Source organism: Corticimicrobacter populi (assembly GCF_003123725.1).
Lineage (GTDB): Bacteria > Pseudomonadota > Gammaproteobacteria > Burkholderiales > Burkholderiaceae_B > Corticimicrobacter > Corticimicrobacter populi.
In genome coordinates this window covers 495,078-519,312 of sequence record NZ_QETA01000001.1, presented here as the reverse complement: position 1 = coordinate 519,312, position 24,235 = coordinate 495,078, and the positions used below count along the sequence as shown (strand labels likewise).

The window sequence follows — 24,235 nt, the reverse complement described above, 5'->3', positions numbered from 1 at the left end:
CTGATCCTCAAATGGAAAGGGCGACCACATGGCCGCCCACCTTTGCTTTGTTGTTGCCTGGTCAAACCAGGTTGTGTGACCCGTCGACTTTCCGGATCATGTCGCCCTTCGAGTAGACAAGTGTGTACTTCGCTGTGTACTCAGTGACTCCAGATTCCCCGGTCTCTTGCTCGACGCTGACGTCATACCAGTAACCGTTGTCCTGCACATCGTGCCAGGCCAGCGGATCGTTGGTCAGCTGAGTGACGGCAACCTTCTGCAGCTCGGTCAGCGTCTTGCCGATCAGAATCGTTCCGTTGTTCAGCGCCTTGTTGACACCACCTTGGATGATCGCCATGACCATGCCCCGGCCATCGTTATTGGCCGGGATCTTGTTCGTGGTCAGCAACAGGCTCATCAGTTGGGCTGTCATGTACGCCTTCAGCCACTGCTCATTGGCGTGTACCGACATATCTAGCGGCGCAGTGGCTCCGCCCATCAAATAGCCGCGCTGGAAGAACGATATCTTCTGGCCAGCGCTGGCGGTCTGTCCGTAGTAGTTCACCCGACGCGCGTCATAGAAGTCCGCCATCTGGTCGTCTGTCACGTCGGACGTGAGCGTCACTCCGGATTGCCGGAACATGTAATTGATGGTGGCGTTGGTCCGGTCGTAGTCCGTGGCCGCCATCACCGCCATCGGCAAGGCTTCCTTGTACTCGCCGTCCGTGCCGTTTAGGATCAGCCCGTTGGAGGCGGTGCCAATCATGGCCGCGTTCCAGCTGTCTGCTGTCACCTGGTCCACCGACCAGTACATTTGGTATTTCACGTTCTCGCCAGAGACGTACTCTGCCAAAGGGATTGCGTCCTCTAGGTCAACCGAAACACCAAACGATGCCGAGCCAAACGAATCGGTCACATTCTCGGCCGCGCGGAAAGCTTCCAGAGGCGTCATGGCGATCGATCCCGGGGAACTGATCGCTTGGGCCCCCTGTAGCGCCAGCATCGCGCCGATATCGCTGCCGGCAGCCGGAGATATCACGATGGTGCCCGGACCCATCTCTGCAGACTCGACCGTGAAGGAACCAGCGATGGCGTCATAAGTGACGGTCGCAGCGGTACCGGTTTGATCCGTTGCAGCCGTGGCAATTGCCGCCGTGATCAACTGTGCGACGTTCGTCAGGCTCGTGGCACCAGACAGATCCACGCCCGACAGTGCATAGGGGAACTCGCCGACCTGGATGTTCATGACGCCGGAGGAAACCGCCTGGAAGTCCGCCAAGCTGGCCGAAATCCGGTAGCCGTAAACGCGAGCGGGCCGGGCCACGTCTGGATATGCTGCAAACTGAAGCTCGGGTGCCTGCGAGGCGGGAGCCGGGCTGACGTAGGAAAAATACTGGCGGGCAAACGCCGCTTCTGGTGATCCAGATCCAAAGTAGTCGTCGGCACCGCCGGGACGAACCGAAACAATACGCCCGACGGGAACTCGAGGATCAGTGGTGAAACGACGACCGGTGAGTTGCTGCTGGGCAACAGCATTGGCACCAATCACAGCACTGATAATCCGGACGTAGCGTGTCATCTTGATAGACATGTCATTTCCTCAAATACGATGAATGCCCGGCACAACCTGCTCGATATGCGCCGTGGCTTGAGTGATACTGCGGTGATGGGTAAAGATGACCGTGAAGTTCGGATTAAACTCAAACTGATCACGGTCATTCACGAACGATGGGGTCACAATTTCGGTGGCCCGCTGAACACCGATACCCAGTTCTGTCATGAACTGCACAAATTTCGTCGACTGGATGACGCCGCGCACAATCGCAAGGACATCACTTGCCAGGAGCTGATCATCATCTTCGGGGTCATCCTCTACGAATGCCTGGATCTGGTACATCGACTCATTGATCTGCGATTCTGTTGCAGTCAGAGCGTCACCGGCATCGTGGTACCGGCGCGTTTGCCACCCTCTCTTGCCTCGATTGATGGGAAAAAAATAGATTCCATCATCAACTCGTCCTTGTTTTGTTGGCTGAAATGCCCCGATAACCGGCAGTGACACACCTTGCTCTATCAAGAGCGGCATCAGGACGCTTCTGATGGCAGCCTCAAGCAGTTTCTGTTTCATTCTGGCCCCACATCGACGCACAAGATGCCGCGCCAGCCATCCTGGACATACCAATCCGCGCCGCCCACAACATCATGCCGCCGACCGCCATAGATCAGTTGATCAGGTGCGGCTCCGCGCTGCACGTTCTCAACCGGGTTAGATGTATAGAGATTGAAATAGCGTTTCGATGTATCAAGACCAAGGTTCTGGATCGTCGACTCTCCGACCGGTTGCCAAGATCCTTGGATAGGCTGCGGTACTTCGTACTCGTTAATCCATTGCCCGCGTGCGTTTTGGGTACGGGACTTGAATTTCAACCAAATGGGAGACTGCTGCGCGATCACGCCGGCGGCCAAACCCAGCAAATTGATGCCAGGGATCATGATTTATCCTCTACAACATGGCTCACTGACTGAATCAGTAGCCCGGTGTCTACCAAGGGTTTTTTTGACACCCCGGGTGTCTTTTTACGGGTCTGTCTGGCTCGCAGAGTCGAGTCTTTAAGCGGTGGGGTTGTCACTCTAGAAATCGTTCTGCCTATGTCGCCGGCCGCCATCGCGCCGATCGCATCAAAAGCCTGGGCGACATCAACCTTTCCATCAATGGCACCGCGAACTGCTCCGGCGATCTGTCGTCCCCATTCAGACTTTTTTTTCTCGGCTGTAGGGCGCATAAACGGTCGAGCAGGAATGCTACGTTGCGGCGCACCAAACTCATGTATGGCAGCCACATACGCGACTGGCGTCCCGTCTGGATACTGCGCCTCGGGGAAGAACCCGACCCGGATCTGCTTGCTGCTGACGTCTTTCAACGTCGCTTGCAGCTTCTCCGTACCGCCCTTGCGCACCACCTTCATCGGAGTCTTCCCCCGCGAATGGAGAGGCCGCCCACGTTGCGAAATGCCGCGCGCTCGGGCAGGCCTCCCACGTACACCCCGCCGGCCGCGCAGCTCTTAGCCAGCGCCAGGAACTGCTGACCGTAGGGCGTCAGGTTCAGCCAGTGCGACCAGGAGTCAGCCGCTGGAGGTGCCTGGAATGACACGCTGACTTTGTCGATGGTTGCTGATGCGATGGCCCCTGGTGCTCCACCGTTCCCCGCTTCCGCGTTGAGGCGAAGTTGTAACAGGTGCGCGGTGATCAACATCCAGAGCTGCTCATTGCATTTGCAGCCACGCCCGCTGGTATAGCACTCGGCCCATTCCGCAACTGCCAGCACGATGCCATCTGTCACCGTGGCGAACATAGGAAACAGGATTCTGAACTTATCCAACGGAAACGCTTGCATGTCAGGCCTCGGCTACTTTGGCACCGCCGGCATTCCGCTTCTTGGCAGTGGCCGGGGTATCTTGAGCAGATTTGTCGGCAGGCTCCAGATTGGCTGAGGCGAAGCGCTCCGGATCCTCGCTACGATGAGCAGCCGAGACAAAACCGTTCTTCGAATGTGCCTTGAAGACGATGTTTTTCTGCAGCAGGTTGAATTCGTCCTCGCCGATTGGAGTGACTTTGCCCTTGGGCGTCACCAGGCCGCCATCCGAAACGTTGGCGCGGCCGCGAACGAATACTTCGCGACCGTCCTCAAGCTGGTAGCGTTGGTCGTTGCTGAGCGTGCTATACACAAAAATTTGGGACATTTGATCCACCCATAAAAAAAGCCCCGGAAACTCCGGGGCTATGGTTTGCTGTTGTCTGACAGGCGTCAGGCGCTGACAGTCATGCGGGCGAATGCCCAGGGGCGCAAAATGAAAATGCCAGCCGTCGCGTTGGTGGCATCTTCCAGATAGCCCTTCACACGATTCTCGCTGCCCAGAACCTGGTACCGTGTAGGAACCGCCTGGATCAGGCTCGCGTTGTTGGCGTCAGAGTCATCTTGGATGCCAGCGTTCTCGACAAACAGGTAGGCGACATCCAACCCACCATTTGCGCCCTTGAACTCGTTGGTCGAAACAATGCGCAGCTGTGGGAAGTTCTCGTTCAGCCACTGACGGAACGTCATGCCACTGCCTGCCTGGCTATACACGCTGAAAATAGAGCGATAGCCAGTGGGAAGAACCAAGCAGACGCGGGCCGAGTCTTGCAATTGCCCGCCCATCTGAGTTTCGATTTGGTTGTACAGACGATTGAACTCCGCTGTCAGTTGATCGAACGATGCCGTCAGCCAGGGAGTACCGGTCGATACATACGCAGGCAGGCTGGGCTCATTCAGCAAGCCGTAGACATTGCTGCCGGCGAAGTTCATACCGTAGAAACCGACCTGGTTGCGGCTGATATCCAGCGACTCAGACACAGCTTTGCGCTTTTCATCTGCAGCTTGATAGCCAATCAGCGACTGACGAGCTTCTTCGAGACGCCCCACCTGGAAGCCCTGCTCGAATCGGACCACCCCACGGGATTCGACGTCTTGGCGATAGCTGGCCAGGGGCACATTGGTCGTGTCACCGTAGATTTCAGCACGAGCAGCAGGCTCGGCAACGCGCAGGCTGATGAGTTCATCCTCCCACCGGCCCACCGTCGTGATGCCAGCGATCTCGTCAATGTTGCGCACCTGAGTCACGACGCGTAGCGTGCCCGGGAGCCACGTTTGCAGCATGTGCTGCAGCATGGCACCCGAAGAGGTCGCGGGCCCGGTCAAGGCGCTATCCATCGCACGCAGGCCGACACCGATGGCATCAAGATCGGAGAAGCTGATCTTTGCATCCGATCCGACGCTGACTGCGCCCCGCTTTACCGCCAGAGCGCCGCTCATGTGCATATGCACTTTCGAGGCTGTTTTATGAGACATTTCCGATTTCCTTTTTTATTCGCCGCCGCCCGATTCGGGCAGGGAAACGATGCCGTTGAGGGCGATCACAGCCAAGCGCGGCGTTTCCGCGCTCGGCAGATGTCGTGCGATATGCGCACCTGGGATAACGGTCCCATCGGTACCAGCCGAAATGATTCCTGTAGCCGGGTCAAAAGACACCTGGTCGCCGATTTGACCGGCGCTGCCAAGTTCGACGTACACCTCGCCCATGCTCAAGAATTCGACCGCGCTTGCATTCGGCGCGTATGGGTTGTCAACTGCATACAGGTTCGGGTTGATCAAGATGCCCGCAAACACACCGGTACCGCCGGCCTGCACAGTTTCGACCGACTGATCTTTGTAGGTCAGTGCCCGGCCGAATACGTTGTTCAACACACTCGCACTGTCGATGATGGCCGAGCCAGCACGAGTCGGCCCGTCATGGCTGATGTTGCCGGGGATTCCGGACAACAGATGGGTTCGAGCAGTATTGGGGATCATTTCTTTTCGCTCCAGAGTTTGGCGGCGGCGTCCTCGGCTCGCGCGGGTTTTTGATCAGCGTTGACGATGGTTTCAGAGTCCGGCCGGGCCGCCTGCAAATAGCCTTCCAGGACATCCATTTCAGCGCCGTCATGGGCCTTGATGCCGAGTTTGCCGACGGCGTACTTGGCGACATCAGAGGCAGACAGCATCTGAGCGCTGTCGAAAGCCCCAATGAATGGAGTCACACGCTTTGCAAGCGCATCACGAGCAGATACCTGCTCGGCCATCTGCTTGATGATTGCGCCAGTATCCTGTCCCTTGGCGACCTGCCTGGCCAAGTCGCTGACAGACTGTGCCAGTGCTACAGCATCTGCCGCCTTTGTCGCTTTCGCACGCGCCGCCTTGAGACCATCCATGGCATCCTTCAGCCGTTTGATTCCGTCGGCGGTCGGTGCAGCTTCGACCTCCTTGGCTGCTTCCTGGACTTCCTCCAGCGCTTCCTTGGCCTCGGCTACAGCCTCTTGCGCCAGTTCGACCATTTCGGCAGCCCCTTCAGCAGACTCAACCGTTTTCGCGGCCGCCTCCTTTTCCTCAGGCGTTGCAGCCGCTGCAGTCGCGGCGGCAGGGTCCGCGTCGGTCGATGGCTTCTTGTCGGGATCGACTTCGTCGCCTGTCTTCGGGGTATCGTTGTCCGAGCCAGCGGGTTTCTTTTCCGCCAGTACCTGCTCGATCAACGCACGCAATTGCGCAAGTTGTTCTTCGGTAAATTCCATATTGATGAACTCCGCTGAGTCGTAAGTGATAGTGAGGGCGTCTTGAACCTTTAGATCCGGCCCTGTCCGCCCTTCGTCGACAGATGCCAGATGGTTAAACAGGATGTCCCGCTGGACGGCGTCGTAACGCTGTCCTTCGAACTCTCCCGAGGCGAACTCGTAACGGCATCGGTAGCTTGGCGACAGCTCCACCTTGCCGCGATCAATCAGCCCCTGCATCGACTCCGAATAGAGCCTGATGTTGTTTCGTAAGTAGGGATAGTCAAAATAGGCAGACTCTCCGGTCGTGCCTTGCACCCCCTTTTTCTCGGCTGGAGTGCCTTCTGCACCAAGAAACTCATGCTCATTGATCCACGGCACCAGGTTTGCAGACTTGATCGTCTCCGGCCGTTCCAGTTCTTCCTGTGGCCTATACACCTGATAGACCTTGTCAGGCTCAGGTGCGCCAATTTCGCTGCCCAGATAAGGGAACACACCCACTTTGGTGATCGGATTGTTCCGCACCAGCAGAAACCCGTTCACATCGGTTTGTCGTTGGCTCATGATTCGTCATCAAGATATTGAGTAAAGTCCAGGACTGGCCGCATACGGCATTTGCAATGGATCAGCACACCTGGCAGCCCCTTTTGTCCTGTACGTCTGTCGATGACAGGGGGATCATCCAAGTCAAAAATCTGGCCGTCATACTCGACATGCAACTCTCTTGGCTCCGCGCTGCCACCGCTGTGGATCCATTCAAATCTCTTGACCCCGGCAGACTTCATCCGAGCGTCATTCATAGCCGCAGTGATCTTTCGGGTCTGGTCGGTGGCGATCAGCTTGGCCCGGTTCTTTGTGACCTGGCCCAGGTGTCCGATCTCCTCGAAGACTTCCCGTGTCCCCTGCCCGCCCGACTGAATGGACCGCATGACAATGCCCTGGATTTTCTCCAGATACTGCGCCGGCACGCTCTTGATCAGCGCGACGTTCTCCGCCGTGCTGGCCAGGATCTTGTCGTAAAGTACTGCAGGCATCTGGGGCGTTTTGATAGTCAGGCCGCCAGACATTTCACGCAGCGATGCACTAAGGTTCTTTTTCGAAAACCGATCCACTTGATCAATCATTCGGTTCGCTAACGGGCCGGCACATTCAGAAAACACCCGACTCCACTTCCGCCCCAGACCAGACAGAATGCGGCGTGCCTGAGTGGTCACGCTCTCATCCTGGGCCGCCAGTGGGTTTGCTTCGTAAAGGCCAGCCAGCCCCTTTTCAAAATCGGCAAGCATTGTTCCGATCATCGATTCGATGCTGGCTCGATACCGCTGCTCTGCAGACTCCGGATGAGCAAGCGCCGAACCCTTAAACTGCTCGGCCCGGCGCTCCTGCCCCCACTGCTGGCGGCGTTTCGTTACCATGCGCTTCGCCATCTACGAACTCAGCCTCCTCGATGTTGTGGTAATCGCCTTCGCGGTCTTCTCGCAGCCGAGTCCGGATATCCTGTGCGTCGATAGCGCCCGTGTTAAACAGCACAGAGTCACGGTCCGCCTTGACCTTTTCGATATCAGCCCATTCCTTCGCAGTCGGGCTGTCCAAAGGCAGCCATTGGATGCTGATCTCCATTTCCGTCACGATCTCTTCCGATCGGGCCAGAATCCTGTAGTGCCGCTCAAGCAGTGGCGACAGATCATTGGCCTGGATGCTCTCCAGGTCCTCCCTGTACACACTCTGTTCGTATTCGCCCGTGGCGTTGAAGCCTTTGGGTTGCGTCTGCAGCAATTTCGTCGCAGGCACGTTTGCCACTGCCGCCGCCAGTTGGAACTGAGTCATGATGACTGTGTCCACATCAGCCAGCGCAGTGTCAAATTGCTGGATCGTTTCATCTGCACCGCCCACGCGCACACCGTAGTTATCTCGGTACGCAACCCACTCAGCTAGGTTCTTTTCGAGCGCATCACGGTTTCCGAGTGCCGCATCGCCAACGCCCAGAGACGTAAGCCTCTTGGTCATCAACAATTGAGGGCCCTCATTCGCGCTGCGCTCTGCCGCATATGCCCGCTCCATCATCCTCTGGGGTACAGACACCCCCAAGAATCGATACGATGGCTTTAGGTAGTCCGGCACCGGGTACGGGACGAAGATATGCAGATGAGACCGGTGGTAAACCCGATCTCCGATGCGCCAGAATGTGGGCACGTAGTAATCGCGCGCCGCCGGGTCCCTCAGGTTCCGCTCAGTCAGTACCGGCGTCATCCAGTTGGGATCAATCTGAGACATCCCCCGGTAGGATCCTGGACGCACGCCATCGATGTTGAACGGTGCCTTGTAGTATTCCTCAGGGTTGTCGCTGTCAATTTCGAACAAAACAACACGCCCACCGTACACACGACCAAAATGGATCATCTCGCGCATGTTTGCAACGACCGCGAACCTGCTGTCATATGCCCGAAGTCGCTTCGACACATCCTCAGATCCGCATGTCAGCAGGAATCCATTTCGTATTGCATCCCGCCCAGGCATGCCACAGGCCTTGTCGATCAGCCAGTTGGTCGCCAACATCGCACAGGCTTGGTAGCCGATAAATGCACTGCCCGCCGCGTAAAAACCCAGTTGGGCCTCATTGACTGGAGCGAATCCAACCGCAGCCTTTGGAGACACCCTTTCACCAATGTCTCCACTATCAGACGCAACACCAGGCGCACCTTTCGGCTGCTCAAACGCTGGCATCTCAAATCTGGGCCGAATCTTCTCACCAAGCGGATGCGTCGAGAAAAGCCCCCGGCGCGGCGCGACGGCCGCCTCAGCGTCTTTTCGCTTGAACCAATTGAACATGCTCATGTTTAGCCAAAAAAGCCGCGCGGGCCGTTGAGATTGGTTAGCGCCCAGACCATGGCATCAAGCCGGTCAGGCGATTTTTTTGCAGTGGCTGGCACGTACTCCATCAGCTGGTTTTCCAGCAGGTACAACGCACCACGATGTGACACCCGGCCCTGTTCATACAGAGCAGATATCGGCTCAGCTCGAGCGAACTTGCCCTTGCTTGCGTGGACGCGCACAACGCGGCCCTTGAACCCGGCATTGCGCAGCGTCGATTCCGCCATGTCACCGCCCTGGTTCGTCTCAATGACGATCGCGTCAGCCTGGTGCTGCTCATAGGCAGCCATGGCTTTCTGCGCCCATCCGTTCGGACTGAATTTGCCGCTGTAGTCCCCGTCAACAGAGAACTGGCGATCATCCCCATGCCCATACGAACTGGCCGCCACAATGCCGGTTTCGTCACTCTCATCATTGTTTGTTGTCGCGGGGTCAACCGCTACAACAGTGCGGGCCAACTCATAGCGGATCTGTAAAGCGTGCGCTGCCGCTATCAATCCTTCAGTCCACAATGCCCCTTCAGAATTGAACCGGCGTGGACGCTGCATGTACTGCGCTTCGGCCGTTCTCCGATGCGAGAACAGCGCCGTGCGATGCGACTCGTTGTGCTTGAACGGCCACAACCATCCATCAGGCAGCCCGTGCGCTATCTGTATCCCATGCGTGTTCTCGCTTGGGTACACCTCGCTGTTGTCGATGATCACCGGCAGACACAGGTGATGCCATTGTTCGCCCGATCCTCCACGCAACAAGTAGCCGCTTAGATCGTGATAATGGATACGCTGCATGATGACGACCATGGGTGTCGTCTCCAGCGCCAACCTGGACTTGATTGTCTCGTTGAAGCGGTCATTGATCCCGCCCCGCACAGTCTCGCTGTATGCGTCATCCGGCTTTACCGGATCGTCAATGAGCAGCGCACCCTGCCAGCCTGGCTCCATGTGACCAGCTCGGAAGCCCGTCACTTGCCCTGCGGCAGACGATGCGTACACGCCACCACCATGCTCAGTCCACCACATGGCTTTGCTGTCGGCATCGTCGCGCAGCGTCATAGGCCACATGCCTTGATACGCCTGCGACTTGACAATGCCCCGCGCCGTGCTGCTGTTGAGCAGCGCCAAGTTATGCGAGTACGACAGGTGCATGAACCGAGCGCGATTGTTCAGCGCCAGCCCGCGCCCGATCATATTGATCGTGGCCAATTCGGTCTTGGTGTAGCCGGGCGGCACATTGATGATCAGCCGCGTGATCTCGCCGTCAATGACCCGCTGCAGCGTGCGCTGAATTACCCGGTGGTGCGGGGCCACGATCATCTTGGCCCCCATGCGCTGCTTGAAAAAGTACCGCGCGAAGAACAGCCCCTCGTCCTGGCATCGTACCTTTGCTACCTGGCGGATTACGTCAGGGTCAACATCAGAACTCATCTTCAAGAGCGGAGACGGCAGCGGCGACTGATTTTTCATCGACCACAACCGTCCTATGTTCCATTGGCTTGCCACCCGGGCCGCTCAATTCCCGCTTGTTCGTAAACATGCCACCGCTTTCCTTGGCGGCCTGCTCGAGTAGAGATGCGGCCAAGACGATGTTCTTGCGCTTCATCGACTCATGCACCATCCGCTGAAGTTGGCGCAAACGATAGGCTTGATTGGCCACAGGAATGTCGCTGACTTCAGCAAGAAACCGCTTCCGAGTAGCTTCAAAAATATCCTTGAGCTTCTGGCTCATGCGTGCGCCCGCCTTTGTGGCCGGGTTATACGCCTGGAGCTGTTGGGGGCTCACATCAATCCCGAACTCCTGTTTTACCGCCTCAATCACTTGGGACGGAGCGTCAAAGCATGCCAGCGCTTGGACGATGAACACTTTCTGATCGTCTTTAAGTGCTGCCATAGCTAATATTTCCTAAAACTTGTATAAAACCCGATGCTTAATCTTTCTTGATGGCCACCCATGAGCCCGCATCCATCCCCTAGTTTTCGACTGCCTGCCTTCATATGCCCTCACTGCAGCGCTCACTCTCAAATGACGTGGGAAAAGCTATACAGGCACATTTATGACCCTACGGGAGGGCCGGATGATTATGAGCATGAGGCGTTATGGCAATGTATTTGCTACAGTTGCCGTGGAATTACTCTTTGGCAGGGATTCAATGTGAGCGGAAAAATGCTTTCCCCACAAACAACCTCTGCTCCAATGCCCCATGCCAACCTACCAGATGCATGTTCAAGAGACTACTCGGAAGCGCGCTCAATAGCCCAAGCTTCACCAAGAGGGGCAGCAGCTCTGCTCAGGCTTTGCATTCAAAAGCTGTGTGTAGAACTTGGGCAGCCTGGCAAAAACATCAATTCCGATATCGCAGCGCTGGTAAAAGAAGGCCTACCCACCCGCGTTCAACAAGCACTGGATATTGTGCGGGTCGTTGGCAATGAAGCTGTACACCCCGGGGTGATGACCGAAGAAGACCACGCGGATCAAGTCCACACCCTTTTTGAACTGGTGAACATCATCGTTGAGCAAATGATTTCTCAGCCACAAAGGCTTGAAAACATGTTCGCAAGCCTTCCTGAAGGATCCAGAGAAGCGATCGCCAAGCGAGACTCTAAAAAATAAGCTAAGCGGCTACCTTTAGGCAGGTTCCGCAAGCGCGAGCGATGCTTGTCCTTCCCGCCGCCGGCGCGCGGCTGGCAGCATCAATCATGCGCTGCACATCCCTGGACGCGCCGTATCGCTCAACCACCCCAATGAACTCTTCGACATCATGGCCGCGCATGTAAAGCTTCGGCCTGCCCTCCTTGTCGAACTTGGGTGATTCAAACTCGTCCATCTGCTGGCCGATGTGCATCAGCTCATGCTCGACCAAGCTGCAGAACTCAATGTCGCTGCACTGGGAGCAATAGTCAGCCGCCAGGGTGATGATGAAGTCCGGCACAAAGCCGAACCATTCCCGCATCTGCTGCTCCTGGCGAGCCTTCTGCCAGCCTCCGGCGCGGAACATGAGCTGCTCACACTGGCCAAGGACCGTGCGGCCTTGCTTCGTGAAGGCGGTTGATGCCCACAGAAAGCACAGATCGGCATCGATCAGATGCGAGTGATCTGGATTGTAGAGCGCACCGCCCTCTTCCAAGATGTTTGCCCTTATCCAGTCGCCTATCTCTGGTGCCGGCCGTAGAGTCGTAACGATCGAAGCATCATCACCAACCAGATCGGCGGGCGGATAAGGCCGCGCGGTGATGTCCATGCGTAAGGCTCCAAATAAAACCCCCGCCGATCTCTCGATGGCGGGGCTTTTGTTTTCTCAGGACGCGAGCGCCCTGGCGTTATTGTCGCGGTTTTGGTCGCGGTTTGCCAGAGGCAAATGTCGCGGTTTTTTGATACTGCTTTGACATCTACTCCAAAACGTTAGAACTGTGGCCCTTCCACCAACGCATAAATCAGATGCTGAATGGCGCGATAAGACTCTCTCCACCTACTGTCATCGTTTCGCCCCAGGACATCAATACGAATAGGATTCTCACCACCAGATTTTAGAACACATGGCCTCTCAAAATTAAGCGCCCAAACCTTCTCCCAATAAGGAGTGTCGTACTTATCCTTGATGTTTCGGTCAAATACCAAAGCAACATCGAGGTTTTTTTCACCAAAAAACCACTCAATTCTAGCCCTCAGTTCGCCAAACGGTGTTTTGATAAAAGCGATTTTTTCAACATTGTCAGTGCCAAAATACTCCAATGATAGCCCCAAGGCTTGCACGTCTCTGTGATGAACCGCCATCTCCAAGATCATCTTAAAAAAATTATCAACCGATACTTTTGCCTTTTGGGTGTGGTCTTCCCACATAAAAAGCTTATCGGTTTCGCTGCTTGGCACAACTTTTCCAATTTGACTCAATTTATTCCCCAAAAGGTTTTTAACGACCATTTTTATACCAGAAATTTATCCCCTAAAGATCAATTTCGAGCTATTTCCATTCAAGGCGCACGCCTTATATCAATATTTCCTTGGCCCTGCACAGGAGCATATCGTTGCGCCCACCAATACTCCGCGTCCTCACCATTGCTTACCTCACCCCTGGTGCTACAGATCTGGCCCAGCTCCTCAAGATAAGCCAGGACCCGCTGCACCTGCCGGCGCGCAGATGTCATTGATGTAGTTGCCATCGAAGAAACAGCCACCTTCGTCAGGTGCCGAACTTTGAACCTTCGACCAGGGAATGCCGACATGACCTCGATAATTTCCGGGGCGTATTTCACACTAACCTCCCCACTCTGTCGCGGAACAACCCCAGATAGAGCTTGTATTCATTTTCCGTCAGGCTGACTCCTGTTTCCTCGACAATCCAACGCGATGCGGCCTCGCGCCTTTGCCTTGCGTCCATGCCTGCAAAGCGTTCATGCCGCTGCGGATATTCTGCGGTGACTATCATCCGCTCATGCAGTGGCAGTTCCTGATGAAGATCGTCGACCTTCCTGGCCAGATCGACGACTATTGGCCTGGGATCAACATCCTCATACGGGATGCAATCAGACATATTGCCGACCGTAGGGCCAGACCATTGCCAGCGTGACCAATTCCACAACAAGTCCTCACCAGACACACCGGATCCGATAATTTTGGTTTTGCGAAATTTCGTCATACGGCTGGCCTCATTTGCTCTACTACCATATGAACACCAGGCGTCAGTGAGTACCGCTTGCGTAACGCAAGATCGACGACCTGCACGTCATCGATCCACACGACACCATTCAAAGCATCAAATACAGCCTTGATCACGTTGTCGCTGTCAGGCTTCTTCGCCGGCAATTCAATCCCCTGCAGAGCGGCCTGCTGTTTTTTCTTGGACCAAGACGCGGGTACCGGCATATAAACACCCATCGTGACGACCAACGGTCCAAGTAGCGGTGCGAGCCCAGCCATTGCTTGCTGACCAGCCAGCGCCACCTTGCCCTCGTAGCTGACTGTTTTTGCTGGCGTATACAGCGTGACATGTTTGCCACGCCTTGCGGCGCGCGGCCTCCCCTTGCCGACCGGGATCCCCGGTATCGTGATTTCGACGCTCATTGCTGTCCTCTCTGCTTGCATCACAAGACCTCGTGCACCATGCCGGCCGCTTGCTTTGCCATATCCAGCACGGCAGCCGAATACCGGCGACCGCCCTTTCGCTGATGGTCATCAACGATTCGGCGAGCCCATGCCCGCTTGTCGCTGGGCTGTTGCTGCGGGTCTAGACCAGTCTCCCTGCGGATATGCTCCATGGCTGCAGCAGCCTCGGCCCTTGTCGCCAGAGTCTGCCCTGGCGCAGGCAACGCCGGCGCAGGGTTTGGGATTTCTGGCCATTGTCCACGCGCGAATTCTTCGCGCAGCACCTTTTCCCAATGCAGCCGCAGACGCTGGTATCCGATGTTCAGCAGGTCGTGAGTGCCAATTCGCACGGCGGCCCAGTAAATCGCCGGATGCGTCCAATCGCCACGCAACTCTCGAGCTCTGGCCTCCATGCCAACCGCCGCTTCTCGGAAGGCCGTGTACGGATCAACCTCCGGCCGGCACATGATCCGAAATTCCGGCATTGTCGGAGGCAGCGGCCGTGCGCGGCAGGCCTGCAATCCAGCGGCAATCTCTTGCCCGGTAAGGTCTGAAATCTCCTCTGCCCAGATCTCCGCCAATCGGTCTGGCGACGTGCCAGACCATTGTCGGTCGAATGTCGCGCCGTACATCGCACGCATCCTTTCGATCAGCCGCCCAGCCCAACCCAGAGGCGCAGCGGGTTGTGCCGGCCATTGGTCAGCGTGTTGTGTTGCCAGTTGCATCGATCGTCCCCATGTCGATTGTCTGCGGCCGTCCGCCCTTCCCGGCCTCGATAACCCTGCTCATCCCCGCGCTCCAGGCATCCAGCCTGTCAGCACGTGTTTGCCCTCCCGGCGGTCCTGATTTGTGCAGCCATTCGGACTCAAAGCCACGCCAGCCCCTGGCTGCGCAGATTTCCACCGCCTGCATTGGCGTCATTCCAGCCTTTTCCGATTCGGATACCACCCGGGCCCATGCCGTAGGCGTCAAAGGAGCACGATGGCGCTTGCGCACGGCCAGCCAGTCTCGGGCATGCTGCTCGTTGATGCCAAAAGCGACCAGATCGCGCAAGCCGAGGTTTCGGGGTTTCGCGTCTGGAGGATCGGCAGGAGGAAGGTCGGCAGGCGCGACAGCGCCTTTAGTATTTCCGTCAGGAAATACGTTATTTGGTTCTTGGCTATTGGCTATTGGGGGCTTTTGCTCTGGGTTTCCTGTGGGTTCCTGATGGGTTTCTTTGGAAAACCCAGAATTAACCCGGTGGGTTTCCTCTTCGCTGTACTCTGGTTTCCCAGAATCGTCGTCTAGGTTTGCTTTGGGTTCATCTTTGCGTGGTCTACCTCCCTTCTTGCCATTGGTTCGAGCCCGTTCCCCGGAGGCTCGAGCCTTTTCAATCTCTTCATCGCAACGGCCATGGATCCAGCCGTCCATCGTTTCCTCGAAAAACTCTCCCAAGACGATATCGACTGCCTCTTGCTCTTCCTGGCTTCGGGCACGCAGCAATCTGTACAGTGCTTTTTGTTCGCTGGGCAGCGCCTGCTCGCGTGAGTAGTAAAGGTCCAGCATCCGCCGGTAAGCACCATCCTCGATCATGCTCAAATGGGCTGTAGCCGTGATGTAGTCGCCAATGTGGTGAGGGTAATAGTTCATGCTGCCGCCCTTTCCGCCGCAATCAACTCGGGAACAACCTCGCCGGTATCCACGTAGTACCAATCTGAATCGGTCAGGTTGTTGATCAGCATGCGCTCGAACTCTGTCGGCAGCATGCTGGCCTGGACGCGCAGCATCTTTCGTGACGGCCCGCGCCATGTTGGGGAAACCCCAGCCAAGGCAGCTGCCGCCAGGTTGTGGTGACCGTCCAGCAAGACACGATATGGGCGACCTCTCAGCGATACCTCCATGGTGCGCACCACAAACACCTTGAACTGGCTGGCTTTGCGCAACACCTTATGAGGGTCCAGAAATCGTTGTGAGCTGATAAGGGGCATCGTCATGCCATCGCCTCCTGCTCCTGATCCAGGGCCTCCAGGTCGAATAGCGTGGGCACGCTCATTTCTCGCTCTGCTGCTTTACAGTAAGTGGCACCATCCAGGAAATAGGCCGGATTCAGTTCAGCCGCCCTACCCCTGCGCCCCTGTGCGATCGCCCTGTACGGAACAGTCATCAAGCCACCAAACGGGTCGTATACCCACTCCCCCTTCATGGACCATTGAGCTATCGCGCGATCCACGATATCCAGCGGCAATGGGCAGATATGCTGTTCAGCTTTCTTCGCAGCCTGCATCGTGTTTAACGTGCGCATGCGCGTGATATCGGCCCACACATCCGGATGCCAAGACTGCGTCTGCAGCAGCATAAAATCGGACGGCAACTTTCCCCGGGCTTCCAGGTGTTCGCCGATCATGACATGGTGTTCGAAGTCGTAAACAGTTTCCAAGCTGAACCGCTTGAACAACTGGAAAATGTCCGCATGAGACAGCCCTTCCAGATCCTCGGGCCCCAGCAAACGGTCGCCTGATGACCTGGTGAATCCGTGCGCATCCAACTGCCAGCGTGCGCGGGAATAACCGGTGCTGGTAACCATTGGCGCATTACGATCGAACGGGATACGGTTACCGTCTACGTCCAGGCTGAACGGTTTTTCCTTCACCACAGGAACATCGGCATAGCTCTTTTCCGTACTGCTGGGAGGCTTGCGAAACAGCAGCAGGTATTCGGGCAGCCCGAACGACATCTTGCTCGCATCCTTGCACTGTTCTGACCAGCCCAGCCGATAGGTCTGATTGTTCTCGCGCACCACGTCCGTCACGATGGTCTTCATGCCCATATAGGCAAAGCCGTGCTTCTGGAAATGCTGGATCACATCTACATGGAATGGGTACACCGTTTGAAACCCCATGCCATTCAGGCCACCCGGGACGATACGATCCTTGACGTGAATGGCCGCCAAGCGCCCCGGTTGCAACACGCGCAGAAGCTCCGGAGTCAGGTAATCCATCTGCTGGAAAAAATGCTCGTTTCCATCAGTGCCGCCGAAATCGGCGTAGTTGGCCGAATACTCGTACTGAGCAGCGAACGGAATCGACGACAGCACCAGGCCGATGCTGTTGCTGTCCATGCCGCGCGTTTCCTCGACGCAATCGTTGTTGGCAATGATGTAGTCCTGGCCGCGCACTTCGACGCGCTCCACGCCCATCTTGCGTGTCAGAACCTCGGCCATGGCTGCCGCCGACAGGCCATACTTGCGAATGATTTCTGCCATTTTCTCAGTCATTTCCTTGTGTTGTTGCCACTTGCGCTCGAACTCACGGCGCACGCTACGCTCGGCCGTGGTGTAGATGAAGTCGATGCGCACGGGATGTTCTTGCAGGAACCGCTGCAGCCTATGTATGGCCTGGATCACGTCGGCAAACTTGAACCCTATGCCCATGAAAATGGCCCAGTGACAATGCCGCTGTAGGTTGCAGCCAGAACCAAGCAACACCGGCTTGCTGGCCAGTTCCTGAATCTGCCCATCGTTGAAGGCGATGACGGCTGCTTCCCTGATGTCTGTGTCTTGGGCACCGTACACCGTCGTTAAACCTGGAATGGCCCTTTCCAGTTCACGCCGCTCGTCTTCCAGGTCGTGCCACAGTAAGCGGTGTGCGCCTGGATTTTCCGCGCGCAACTCCAACAGCTTGGCCAGTCGCGCCGGCAAGCTGTTGCGTTTCTCCCGAGCTGCTTCCACGATGCCTATGGCTTCCTGCGCAAACATCTGGCCCTGGCCAATGGAGTCGAACACCCTCTGCTGTGCCGATTCCACCTCATGCCATCGCACGTCCAGCGGCGGCAGCTCGTAGCCGGCATCACTGCAGCCCAGATCTGACGGTTTCTGCACGAACAAAGCCCAGGATGCCATCCACAACCAGAACTCATGCTCTCGATTGGGCATCAGAGTCAGTTGATCTGCCTTTTCGCTGTTGCGCTTGAAGAACCTGGTCTTGGCCTGCGACACATCCATGACGCCCAGAAACGCGCAGTACGCCAGCAACTCGATATACTCATTCGGACTAGGCGTGGCCGTCGCCACAAACCGATATTCGACCTCTCGGCCGCGAATGCGCTGAGACATGTCACGCCGATCATCACCGGCGAACAGCGCCATGAACTCACGGAATGTTTTCGTGCCACCGAAACCGCGCAGGCATGCCGCCTCGTCCAGGCTGGCAACAGAAAACAGGCGCGGGTCCAGCTTCCCGTCCCGCACTGTTTCATAGTTCGTCAGGTAGATCCCTTCCGAGTCATCGCATTCCTCTATACGGCGCACGAACTTGATCTTGATGCCCAGCATGGAAGCGTCGCGGATGAACTCTTGGCGAACACCCAGCGGAATGACGATCAGACCCATGCCGCCAGCGCGCGCGCGGGTGATGCGCACGGCCTCCAACTGGATAACCGTCTTGCCTAGGCCAAAGGCACAAAAAATCGCCCGCCGCCCACCAGCCACTGCCCAGCGAACAATCTGCCGCTGGTGCGGCTTCAGAATGGGATGGATATCGGCATCCGTGATGTCGAAGCCGATTTGCTTTGCCATCTGCACCTTGGCGCGCAGGAAATCTTCGTAGGGCTTCATGCTGACCCCTGGCGCATCTGTGCCGCTTCACTTACAATTTTCTCGTTCATCTTGATTCATCCTCATGGACTTGTTGAACACCGCCCGGCGCAGCTTCACTCTGCGTCGGGCTTTTTCATTCCTGGACCATCCCCAATGCTTGCCGGATATCGGCAGGGGCCGGAAATCTGCGCTCAGCACGCAGCCAATCACCCAATGCGCGGGTTACAGCCTCTGCGTCATCCGATCCGACTGCTCGGAAGTACACTTCGACCAGTTCCTGGGTCAGCTTCGGGCCTCCAAGCAAATCAGCGCAGTAACAAAGCCAGCGCGCGGGGACTTCACTTTCAAAAGGTTTCGACATGGCAAAAAGCTCCATAAAAAATCATTCAATTACCGAAATTCAAGACACGATTTCGGCAGCTCTGTCAGCGTTGTGTGGCGAACCTGTCGCAGTAGAGATCTCTTCGTTCACCGACAACACCGCCTCTTTCCTCAATTGGCAGGTAGATATGAGCCTCTCTGTGTCACAGAAACCGTCACCTGATGACGCGACAATTCCCTTCTGATCCGTCTGGACCATTCCTGCAGCGCGCAGCGCACCATCGGGTACCGCGCAGCCTTGATCCATCAGGATCTGGATGCACTCGCGCAGCAAGTTGATCTGCCGGCCATAGATGTCTTCAAACCGGGCCTTGTGTGGATGGACAGCGATTCGTCCAGGTGCACCAGTGCCGTCTTGATGATTCCCAGCCGACAGCGGCAGAACCAACCAGTGCGCGTTCGGTTTCGTGCGCCCATCAATGTGATGGATGCTCACCATCGGGTCGAAGAATCCATCCTTGCGGCTGGCGATGCAGCCCAGGCTGGCCAACAGATCCCAGAATCGGAGTTGTTCTGCCGTAGGAGCCTTCCCCTTCATGCCACGCGATTTCATCGGACGCCGCTCTTTTGCTGCGCGCGGCCGGTCGTTCTTCCGGGCGGGCGAGACGCGAAGTGGCGTTCTGCGCTGCAATGTGCTGTTCCAGACGCTCATACCCTGAACTCCGACAAGATCGCATCCACAGCAGCCAGCGCCGCCATGTCGCCAACCTCTGGCCACAGGAACCGCGTGGCATGCTGAGTACGCAGAAATGCCACCACTTTGATGTGGTGCTCGTAGAACTCGGCATCGTCCAGGCTGTCGTAGGAAATCGATAGCGGCAGCGCCACCAGCCTGCCTTTCGGACCAGGCACGAACCGGCAGTGCCCAGCACCGACTTCGATCCACTTGCGCATATCCTCTGGATTGGCGAACTGCTCCTGGTTATCGAACAACGCACCCAGCATGGAAAAGTGCAAGCGGTGAAACTTCGGGCTGCGCGGAAACCGATGCTCAAAACTGATCGTGTCGCCCGTCCGCAGTTCAGTCAGCTTGCGCCGGAACCGCGCGTATGCGCGAGCGTCAGCCGGCGTCAGGCCCGCCAGCTTGCCCTGCTCATCTATGCGTAGCGCGATCTTGGCCATACTTACCGCCCCAGCCGCGCCCGCGCATAAGCCATCTGGCCGCGCACATGCTGTTCCATTGCTATGCCCTGTAAAGATTTCGCTCAGCGCGATGCAGCATCGTGCGGGCGTCACGAAAAAGGTCTGCCAACGCATCTTTCTCACTCTGGTCAATGCGACCATCGATAAGGGATTCCACAGTCGTCCCAGCGATCTTTCCCGCCAGAGCGGCAATCTGCATTACTTTTGCTTGCAGGGCTGCAACCTCATCTGGCCAACCGCCAGCGGGCGCTGGAGGTATCACATCCACAGCAAGACCTTGCTCGACCGCCATGGCCTGCATCCAGTCTTTTGCGTATTCCGAACCGCCAGTCTTCTCTTCCATCCACTCAGTCAAGAGAATTGCCATTTCCACGCTGATTGAATCTTCGTGGCTGCGCAGCTTGGCCCGAAGGCTTTCGGGATGGATAGATTTGCCACGACGCTCAGTGAGAAATCGGGCGGCATCCGTTACGCTTCCAGGAGTGCGGCGAACGCTGTTGTAAAGAACGTCCAACCAGTCTGTATTCGAGTATCTGCACGTCACCTTGAAATCTCCGCAATATCAGCGTTTCACCACTAGGTGCCCCGCTCTAACATCCATCCCTCTCGACCAACACTGTCAAATCTGCGGATGGAACTCACATTCAAATCGCCCGAAAATCGAGGCATGGAAACGAAAACTGAACGCCTACTGCGCGAGGCCCATCGCCTCTGCCAAGACATCACCGACCGCCGGGATGTGAGCGACGACCTACTTCATGCAGTCTTTGAAAGGCTCTGCATCGAACAAGAGGGGGTCGAGCTACTGGACAACATCGAAATGGGCACTTACTCGACACTGCACTAGCAGTCAGTCGGGCCGATTGGGATGCGATCGTCTTTGTTCTTGGGATCAGACATTTACCGGCTCCTGGATGGAACTCGACTCGGCTGCAGGCCTGCGTCGCTGGGATCGGGATTTTTTCGAATGCAACGAAATCAGCTTGCTCCCTGCGGAGAAGCCGAACCCAAGACCATCGTCCGATCGGTACACCTGCGATACCCGCCCCTGGGAGACGCCGATATGAACGGCGATCTCACTTTGGGTCATACCCCAGTCCAACAGGTCTTGGATGTGTTTTTTCCATGTGATCATGCCTCTATTATTAGATATCTAATCACTCATGTCAATAGCACACTAATTTAGTTTTCTAATAATCTAGCTTCATGAAATCGAGCAAACCAATCGGATCTCGTTTGCGGCAGCGCAGAACTGAGCTAGGCTTATCTCAGCAGGCTCTTGCTAGCGCCAGCGGGGTAAGCCAAGGGCTTATCGGCCAGATCGAATCCGGCATAAACAAAGGGACAAAGCACATCCTTCAAATTGCAGCGGCATTGCAGGTCGCGCCGGAGTGGCTTCTGTCGGGAGGTGATGATCCACCCTACATAAGCGAGAGTGATCAGAATGCCAATTCGAATGTCTCAGCCGGCCCAGACCTACGCGGCAACGTGCCGTTGATTTCATCGGTGCAGGCTGGTGCGTGGACTGAAATCGCCCATACGTTCCGACCGAGTGATGCGGAGCTATGGTTGCCCTGCCCCGTCAAGCACGGCCCCAGGACGTTCTGCCTGCGCGTTGAGGGTGAGAGCATGAAGAACCCAGGAAGCAAGCCATCTTACGATCCAGGCGACATAATTTTCGTAGATCCTGATGTCTGTGCATCGCCTGGCAGTCGGGTCGTAGTGAAGCTCGACGATCAGGACAAGGCCACGTTCAAACAGTACATGGAGGAAGATGGCAGGAAGCTGCTGAAGGCTCTGAATCCCGACTGGAAGCCGCGCTACATCGAGATCAATGGAAACGCGACAATCTGCGGAGTCGTAATCGGGAAGTGGGTTGAAGAGTGAAACTCTATTCCTGCCAGTGGGTCAAACGAGCATTGAAAACTTAGTAGGTAGGCGCTGAAAAGCGCCTTCTTGCGCAGACCATGCAACAAGAAATGTATTTTTAGATAAAAAGTAAGGAGTCGAACGTGGAAGAATTCAAGCGACGGATTGCAGCTCACATCGATCATGTCAAAAAGGTCGGGGCGCACTGCGTATCGGAAGAGACAACCAAGCAAGCGCTGATTCTGCCGCTGCTCGACATCCTTGGATTTAGCCCTTACGACCCCACGCGGGTACAGGCCGAGTACGGCGCTGACTTCCCCGGTGTCAAAGCCACTGAGCGTGTCGATTACGCTCTGTTCAGCAACGGCACGCCTGTCTTGTTCATCGAGGCAAAGGCACATAGCCAAAACCTGAATAATCATTGTCCTCAACTGTCCCGGTACTACAACGCGACGCCCGAGGTCGCAGTGGCCGCCATTACCAATGGCCGGGAATGGCGCTTTTTCACTGACCTGGTGAATCGCAACATCATGGACAGCGCCCCATTCCTGATTGTGGATTTTGAAAATCCCGACGATGATGTGGCCGAGCAACTCCGGCGCTTCCACTACGATCAACTCGAGGCTGGAGCCCTGCGCGCACTGGCCGAGGAAAACATTTATCTCACATCCTTCAAGGACGCCATCACATCATCCTTGCGCGATTGTGATCTCGATTTTGTGCGATATGTGGCATCGCGGGCGAACGTACAGCGACAACTCAACGCCCGGTTCCTTGAGAGCATTCAGCCGCTGGTAGTGCAGGCGGTTGCCCAGTCAGTCAGCGCCATGGTGGCCACCAGTCTATCCAGGCCAACCAAGATGGAAGAGGCACCTGCTCCTGAAATCGTGCCGGACGAAGATGCGCCAGTCATTGACCCGAGCAACGACAAGATCGTTACCACTGCGGAAGAACGGCGACTATTCGAAATCAGCCAGGACATTCTGCCTGGCGAGAACCTTTCCATGCGCGACACTGAAACCTACTTTTCGGTCGTGCTGGATGGGAAGTCGAACCGCTGGCTTTTCCGCTTCTGGGGTGACAAGCGCCAACCATCTATCCAGTTCATTGAGCCCATCACCGAGGCGCATCAGGTTGAAGCTGAACGCGCCGGCATGGAGTTGGCCAAGAATGGGCAAATCCTGCTTGGCAAGCCGGAAGATCTGTACCGTCTGGCTGGGATCGTGCGCGACGCACTCACTTACTGCAAGAACAATGACAATTTCCGGCGTACCTCCAAAAGGTCTGCTGATGGTGACGAAGGCTAAATCACGCATCCCAAAGTAAGACATAAATCAGCCAGGTATGCACATCGATTTAATACTGGAGAACAGCAAGATGAAAAAAACAAGCATGATTGTGGCGCTCTTGGCAGTTTCAGTACCGTCTGCAGCTCAAGCGGCTGACCTGCCTCGCTACGATCCCGAGACTTACTGCCAACAGATATCCAATACATCAGGGGGATCATCAATGATCTACTCCGGGTGCATCGACATGGAACAATCCTCATATAACAAGCTCAAGTCTGCCTGGGACTCGCTGCCCGGAAGGACACGGGAGTATTGTGATCAGATTGCCAGAACCACCGGAGGCAGCTACGCAATACTAGATGGCTGCATCGACATGGAGACACAGGCAGCATCGAACCAACAAGGGTTCAAGTTCTGATCCAACCCATATGTCAGTGAAATGGGTGATCCAGCCCTAGAACAACGTACTTCAGCGGATGAAATGTTAGGCCCGATGGAGGCTCATGGGCCGATGCGTTCATCTGCTGACTCACAATAATGAGGCTCTCCTTCCATGAACAGTAACGATTCCTCTTCAAAAAATCGTGTTTGGCGCAATTCCACGATGACCTTTTGTTATCTCGGCCATCCCGATATTGTTCAATACGACTGTATCGTCCAGCAGGATGGGAGCACGCTGACAGTAAAGTACGACAGAAAGGGGGAGGCGGCAGAGCAGTCGGTTTGTGTGGTGTACACCGGACAAGAAGCTGGCCCTGGGCACTGGAGGCTATCTGGGTCTGATGGCTGCGACTCGACCCTGCACCAGTTCGCCCCTGAGAGCGCTATTCTCGAAGGGTACTGGCACTTCCCACAATCACAAAGCAATGATGACCGTGGATTCTGGCGCATCCAGCTATCAGATTTGACCAGCCATAATCCTTAGACCACC

Annotated in this window: 30 protein-coding genes; 5 read left to right on the top strand and 25 right to left on the bottom strand. The window is 56.2% G+C overall.

Annotated features, from left to right (window positions below):
- Positions 1-61 precede the first annotated feature (61 nt).
- The 13 genes from DD235_RS02510 to DD235_RS02450 all read right to left on the bottom strand — a co-directional run bounded on the left by DD235_RS02510 (position 62) and on the right by DD235_RS02450 (position 10,860).
- Positions 62-1,570 carry a DUF3383 domain-containing protein gene (locus DD235_RS02510; protein ID WP_109060463.1) on the bottom strand — a complete coding sequence of 503 codons (1,509 nt, stop codon included), beginning with the start codon at positions 1,568-1,570 and terminating at the stop codon, positions 62-64.
- A 9-nt stretch (positions 1,571-1,579) separates the two neighbouring features.
- On the bottom strand, positions 1,580-2,107 hold the full coding sequence (locus DD235_RS02505; RefSeq protein ID WP_109060462.1) for a phage gateway protein: 528 nt from the start codon (positions 2,105-2,107) through the stop codon (positions 1,580-1,582).
- On the bottom strand, positions 2,104-2,472 hold the full coding sequence (locus DD235_RS02500) for a phage collar protein (RefSeq protein WP_109060461.1): 369 nt from the start codon (positions 2,470-2,472) through the stop codon (positions 2,104-2,106). Before DD235_RS02500 ends, DD235_RS02505 begins: the two co-directional genes overlap by 4 nt.
- Complete coding sequence (locus DD235_RS02495) at positions 2,469-2,945, bottom strand: hypothetical protein (RefSeq protein ID WP_109060460.1); 477 nt, start codon at positions 2,943-2,945, stop codon at positions 2,469-2,471. The genes DD235_RS02500 and DD235_RS02495 overlap by 4 nt, the downstream gene beginning before the upstream one ends.
- On the bottom strand, positions 2,942-3,373 hold the full coding sequence (locus tag DD235_RS02490) for a DUF4054 domain-containing protein (protein ID WP_109060459.1): 432 nt from the start codon (positions 3,371-3,373) through the stop codon (positions 2,942-2,944). The genes DD235_RS02495 and DD235_RS02490 overlap by 4 nt, the downstream gene beginning before the upstream one ends.
- 1 nt (position 3,374) lies before the next feature.
- Entirely contained in the window at positions 3,375-3,719 is a 345-nt protein-coding gene (locus tag DD235_RS02485) for a hypothetical protein (protein WP_109060458.1), read from the bottom strand.
- 65 nt (positions 3,720-3,784) lie between these two features.
- Positions 3,785-4,867 (bottom strand): major capsid family protein, encoded by a 1,083-nt coding sequence (locus tag DD235_RS02480; RefSeq protein ID WP_109060457.1) that lies wholly within the window; start codon positions 4,865-4,867, stop codon positions 3,785-3,787.
- A 15-nt stretch (positions 4,868-4,882) separates the two neighbouring features.
- Positions 4,883-5,368, bottom strand: coding sequence for a structural cement protein Gp24 (locus DD235_RS02475; protein WP_109060456.1), 486 nt, complete (start codon positions 5,366-5,368; stop codon positions 4,883-4,885).
- Entirely contained in the window at positions 5,365-6,666 is a 1,302-nt protein-coding gene (locus DD235_RS02470) for a DUF2213 domain-containing protein (RefSeq protein WP_109060455.1), read from the bottom strand. The genes DD235_RS02475 and DD235_RS02470 overlap by 4 nt, the downstream gene beginning before the upstream one ends.
- Positions 6,663-7,517 (bottom strand): phage head morphogenesis protein, encoded by an 855-nt coding sequence (locus DD235_RS02465; protein WP_109060977.1) that lies wholly within the window; start codon positions 7,515-7,517, stop codon positions 6,663-6,665. The genes DD235_RS02470 and DD235_RS02465 overlap by 4 nt, the downstream gene beginning before the upstream one ends.
- On the bottom strand, positions 7,462-8,937 hold the full coding sequence (locus tag DD235_RS02460) for a phage portal protein (RefSeq protein ID WP_109060454.1): 1,476 nt from the start codon (positions 8,935-8,937) through the stop codon (positions 7,462-7,464). The genes DD235_RS02465 and DD235_RS02460 overlap by 56 nt, the downstream gene beginning before the upstream one ends.
- 2 nt (positions 8,938-8,939) lie before the next feature.
- On the bottom strand, positions 8,940-10,436 hold the full coding sequence (locus DD235_RS02455; protein WP_204524175.1) for a phage terminase large subunit family protein: 1,497 nt from the start codon (positions 10,434-10,436) through the stop codon (positions 8,940-8,942).
- Positions 10,387-10,860, bottom strand: a complete 474-nt coding sequence (locus tag DD235_RS02450) for a DUF2280 domain-containing protein (RefSeq protein ID WP_109060452.1) — start codon at positions 10,858-10,860, stop codon at positions 10,387-10,389. Before DD235_RS02450 ends, DD235_RS02455 begins: the two co-directional genes overlap by 50 nt.
- 132 nt (positions 10,861-10,992) lie before the next feature.
- On the opposite strand from DD235_RS02450, the gene DD235_RS02445 reads away from it, so the two are divergent.
- Positions 10,993-11,580, top strand: a complete 588-nt coding sequence (locus DD235_RS02445; protein ID WP_204524174.1) for a DUF4145 domain-containing protein — start codon at positions 10,993-10,995, stop codon at positions 11,578-11,580.
- Position 11,581: 1 nt separating this feature from the next.
- Here the strand turns inward: DD235_RS02445 and DD235_RS02440 are convergent, their stop codons facing one another.
- The 12 genes from DD235_RS02440 to DD235_RS02385 form a co-directional block, all read right to left on the bottom strand.
- Entirely contained in the window at positions 11,582-12,208 is a 627-nt protein-coding gene (locus tag DD235_RS02440; RefSeq protein ID WP_109060450.1) for a putative metallopeptidase, read from the bottom strand.
- Between the two features lie 161 nt (positions 12,209-12,369).
- Positions 12,370-12,888, bottom strand: a complete 519-nt coding sequence (locus tag DD235_RS02435) for a hypothetical protein (RefSeq protein WP_109060449.1) — start codon at positions 12,886-12,888, stop codon at positions 12,370-12,372.
- A gap of 328 nt (positions 12,889-13,216) precedes the next feature.
- The gene (locus DD235_RS02430; protein WP_109060448.1) at positions 13,217-13,603 is read right to left on the bottom strand and encodes a hypothetical protein; all 387 of its coding nucleotides are present in this window, start codon (positions 13,601-13,603) and stop codon (positions 13,217-13,219) included.
- Positions 13,600-14,028: a RusA family crossover junction endodeoxyribonuclease gene (locus tag DD235_RS02425; RefSeq protein ID WP_109060976.1), complete on the bottom strand. Its 429-nt coding sequence runs from the start codon at positions 14,026-14,028 to the stop codon at positions 13,600-13,602. The genes DD235_RS02430 and DD235_RS02425 overlap by 4 nt, the downstream gene beginning before the upstream one ends.
- Before the next feature lie 20 nt (positions 14,029-14,048).
- Positions 14,049-14,681, bottom strand: a complete 633-nt coding sequence (locus DD235_RS02420; RefSeq protein WP_109060447.1) for a hypothetical protein — start codon at positions 14,679-14,681, stop codon at positions 14,049-14,051.
- Between the two features lie 67 nt (positions 14,682-14,748).
- The gene (locus DD235_RS02415) at positions 14,749-15,678 is read right to left on the bottom strand and encodes a YdaU family protein (RefSeq protein ID WP_109060446.1); all 930 of its coding nucleotides are present in this window, start codon (positions 15,676-15,678) and stop codon (positions 14,749-14,751) included.
- Positions 15,675-16,022: a hypothetical protein gene (locus DD235_RS02410; protein ID WP_109060445.1), complete on the bottom strand. Its 348-nt coding sequence runs from the start codon at positions 16,020-16,022 to the stop codon at positions 15,675-15,677. The genes DD235_RS02415 and DD235_RS02410 overlap by 4 nt, the downstream gene beginning before the upstream one ends.
- Complete coding sequence (locus DD235_RS02405) at positions 16,019-18,640, bottom strand: DNA methyltransferase (RefSeq protein ID WP_109060444.1); 2,622 nt, start codon at positions 18,638-18,640, stop codon at positions 16,019-16,021. The genes DD235_RS02410 and DD235_RS02405 overlap by 4 nt, the downstream gene beginning before the upstream one ends.
- Positions 18,641-18,755: 115 nt before the next feature.
- The gene (locus DD235_RS02400; protein WP_146193395.1) at positions 18,756-18,983 is read right to left on the bottom strand and encodes a lysozyme family protein; all 228 of its coding nucleotides are present in this window, start codon (positions 18,981-18,983) and stop codon (positions 18,756-18,758) included.
- A gap of 39 nt (positions 18,984-19,022) precedes the next feature.
- On the bottom strand, positions 19,023-19,655 hold the full coding sequence (locus tag DD235_RS02395; RefSeq protein WP_239990001.1) for a Ref family recombination enhancement nuclease: 633 nt from the start codon (positions 19,653-19,655) through the stop codon (positions 19,023-19,025).
- Positions 19,652-20,125: a hypothetical protein gene (locus DD235_RS02390; protein ID WP_109060442.1), complete on the bottom strand. Its 474-nt coding sequence runs from the start codon at positions 20,123-20,125 to the stop codon at positions 19,652-19,654. The genes DD235_RS02395 and DD235_RS02390 overlap by 4 nt, the downstream gene beginning before the upstream one ends.
- A gap of 61 nt (positions 20,126-20,186) precedes the next feature.
- Positions 20,187-20,660 (bottom strand): phage regulatory CII family protein, encoded by a 474-nt coding sequence (locus DD235_RS02385; RefSeq protein WP_204524173.1) that lies wholly within the window; start codon positions 20,658-20,660, stop codon positions 20,187-20,189.
- 692 nt (positions 20,661-21,352) lie between these two features.
- Here DD235_RS02385 and DD235_RS02370 point away from each other — a divergent pair.
- The 4 genes from DD235_RS02370 (at position 21,353) to DD235_RS02355 (ending at position 24,229) form a co-directional block, all read left to right on the top strand.
- The gene (locus DD235_RS02370) at positions 21,353-22,033 is read left to right on the top strand and encodes a LexA family protein (RefSeq protein ID WP_109060438.1); all 681 of its coding nucleotides are present in this window, start codon (positions 21,353-21,355) and stop codon (positions 22,031-22,033) included.
- A gap of 125 nt (positions 22,034-22,158) precedes the next feature.
- Entirely contained in the window at positions 22,159-23,322 is a 1,164-nt protein-coding gene (locus DD235_RS02365; RefSeq protein WP_109060437.1) for a type I restriction endonuclease, read from the top strand.
- 70 nt (positions 23,323-23,392) lie between these two features.
- Entirely contained in the window at positions 23,393-23,722 is a 330-nt protein-coding gene (locus DD235_RS02360; protein WP_109060974.1) for a hypothetical protein, read from the top strand.
- A gap of 135 nt (positions 23,723-23,857) precedes the next feature.
- Positions 23,858-24,229 (top strand): hypothetical protein, encoded by a 372-nt coding sequence (locus DD235_RS02355; RefSeq protein ID WP_146193393.1) that lies wholly within the window; start codon positions 23,858-23,860, stop codon positions 24,227-24,229.
- The last annotated feature ends 6 nt before the right edge of the window (positions 24,230-24,235 follow it).

Coding starts and splice junctions, on each gene's coding strand:
- DD235_RS02510 (WP_109060463.1), bottom strand. CDS start 1,570: ATGTCTATCAAGATGACACGCTACGTCCGGATTATCAGTGCTGTGATT.
- DD235_RS02505 (WP_109060462.1), bottom strand. CDS start 2,107: ATGAAACAGAAACTGCTTGAGGCTGCCATCAGAAGCGTCCTGATGCCG.
- DD235_RS02500 (WP_109060461.1), bottom strand. CDS start 2,472: ATGATCCCTGGCATCAATTTGCTGGGTTTGGCCGCCGGCGTGATCGCG.
- DD235_RS02495 (WP_109060460.1), bottom strand. CDS start 2,945: ATGAAGGTGGTGCGCAAGGGCGGTACGGAGAAGCTGCAAGCGACGTTG.
- DD235_RS02490 (WP_109060459.1), bottom strand. CDS start 3,373: ATGCAAGCGTTTCCGTTGGATAAGTTCAGAATCCTGTTTCCTATGTTC.
- DD235_RS02485 (WP_109060458.1), bottom strand. CDS start 3,719: ATGTCCCAAATTTTTGTGTATAGCACGCTCAGCAACGACCAACGCTAC.
- DD235_RS02480 (WP_109060457.1), bottom strand. CDS start 4,867: ATGTCTCATAAAACAGCCTCGAAAGTGCATATGCACATGAGCGGCGCT.
- DD235_RS02475 (WP_109060456.1), bottom strand. CDS start 5,368: ATGATCCCCAATACTGCTCGAACCCATCTGTTGTCCGGAATCCCCGGC.
- DD235_RS02470 (WP_109060455.1), bottom strand. CDS start 6,666: ATGAGCCAACGACAAACCGATGTGAACGGGTTTCTGCTGGTGCGGAAC.
- DD235_RS02465 (WP_109060977.1), bottom strand. CDS start 7,517: ATGGTAACGAAACGCCGCCAGCAGTGGGGGCAGGAGCGCCGGGCCGAG.
- DD235_RS02460 (WP_109060454.1), bottom strand. CDS start 8,937: ATGAGCATGTTCAATTGGTTCAAGCGAAAAGACGCTGAGGCGGCCGTC.
- DD235_RS02455 (WP_204524175.1), bottom strand. CDS start 10,436: ATGAAAAATCAGTCGCCGCTGCCGTCTCCGCTCTTGAAGATGAGTTCT.
- DD235_RS02450 (WP_109060452.1), bottom strand. CDS start 10,860: ATGGCAGCACTTAAAGACGATCAGAAAGTGTTCATCGTCCAAGCGCTG.
- DD235_RS02445 (WP_204524174.1), top strand. CDS start 10,993: ATGACGTGGGAAAAGCTATACAGGCACATTTATGACCCTACGGGAGGG.
- DD235_RS02440 (WP_109060450.1), bottom strand. CDS start 12,208: ATGGACATCACCGCGCGGCCTTATCCGCCCGCCGATCTGGTTGGTGAT.
- DD235_RS02435 (WP_109060449.1), bottom strand. CDS start 12,888: ATGGTCGTTAAAAACCTTTTGGGGAATAAATTGAGTCAAATTGGAAAA.
- DD235_RS02430 (WP_109060448.1), bottom strand. CDS start 13,603: ATGACGAAATTTCGCAAAACCAAAATTATCGGATCCGGTGTGTCTGGT.
- DD235_RS02425 (WP_109060976.1), bottom strand. CDS start 14,028: ATGAGCGTCGAAATCACGATACCGGGGATCCCGGTCGGCAAGGGGAGG.
- DD235_RS02420 (WP_109060447.1), bottom strand. CDS start 14,681: ATGTACGGCGCGACATTCGACCGACAATGGTCTGGCACGTCGCCAGAC.
- DD235_RS02415 (WP_109060446.1), bottom strand. CDS start 15,678: ATGAACTATTACCCTCACCACATTGGCGACTACATCACGGCTACAGCC.
- DD235_RS02410 (WP_109060445.1), bottom strand. CDS start 16,022: ATGACGATGCCCCTTATCAGCTCACAACGATTTCTGGACCCTCATAAG.
- DD235_RS02405 (WP_109060444.1), bottom strand. CDS start 18,640: ATGAAGCCCTACGAAGATTTCCTGCGCGCCAAGGTGCAGATGGCAAAG.
- DD235_RS02400 (WP_146193395.1), bottom strand. CDS start 18,983: ATGTCGAAACCTTTTGAAAGTGAAGTCCCCGCGCGCTGGCTTTGTTAC.
- DD235_RS02395 (WP_239990001.1), bottom strand. CDS start 19,655: ATGAGCGTCTGGAACAGCACATTGCAGCGCAGAACGCCACTTCGCGTC.
- DD235_RS02390 (WP_109060442.1), bottom strand. CDS start 20,125: ATGGCCAAGATCGCGCTACGCATAGATGAGCAGGGCAAGCTGGCGGGC.
- DD235_RS02370 (WP_109060438.1), top strand. CDS start 21,353: ATGAAATCGAGCAAACCAATCGGATCTCGTTTGCGGCAGCGCAGAACT.
- DD235_RS02360 (WP_109060974.1), top strand. CDS start 23,393: ATGAAAAAAACAAGCATGATTGTGGCGCTCTTGGCAGTTTCAGTACCG.
- DD235_RS02355 (WP_146193393.1), top strand. CDS start 23,858: ATGAACAGTAACGATTCCTCTTCAAAAAATCGTGTTTGGCGCAATTCC.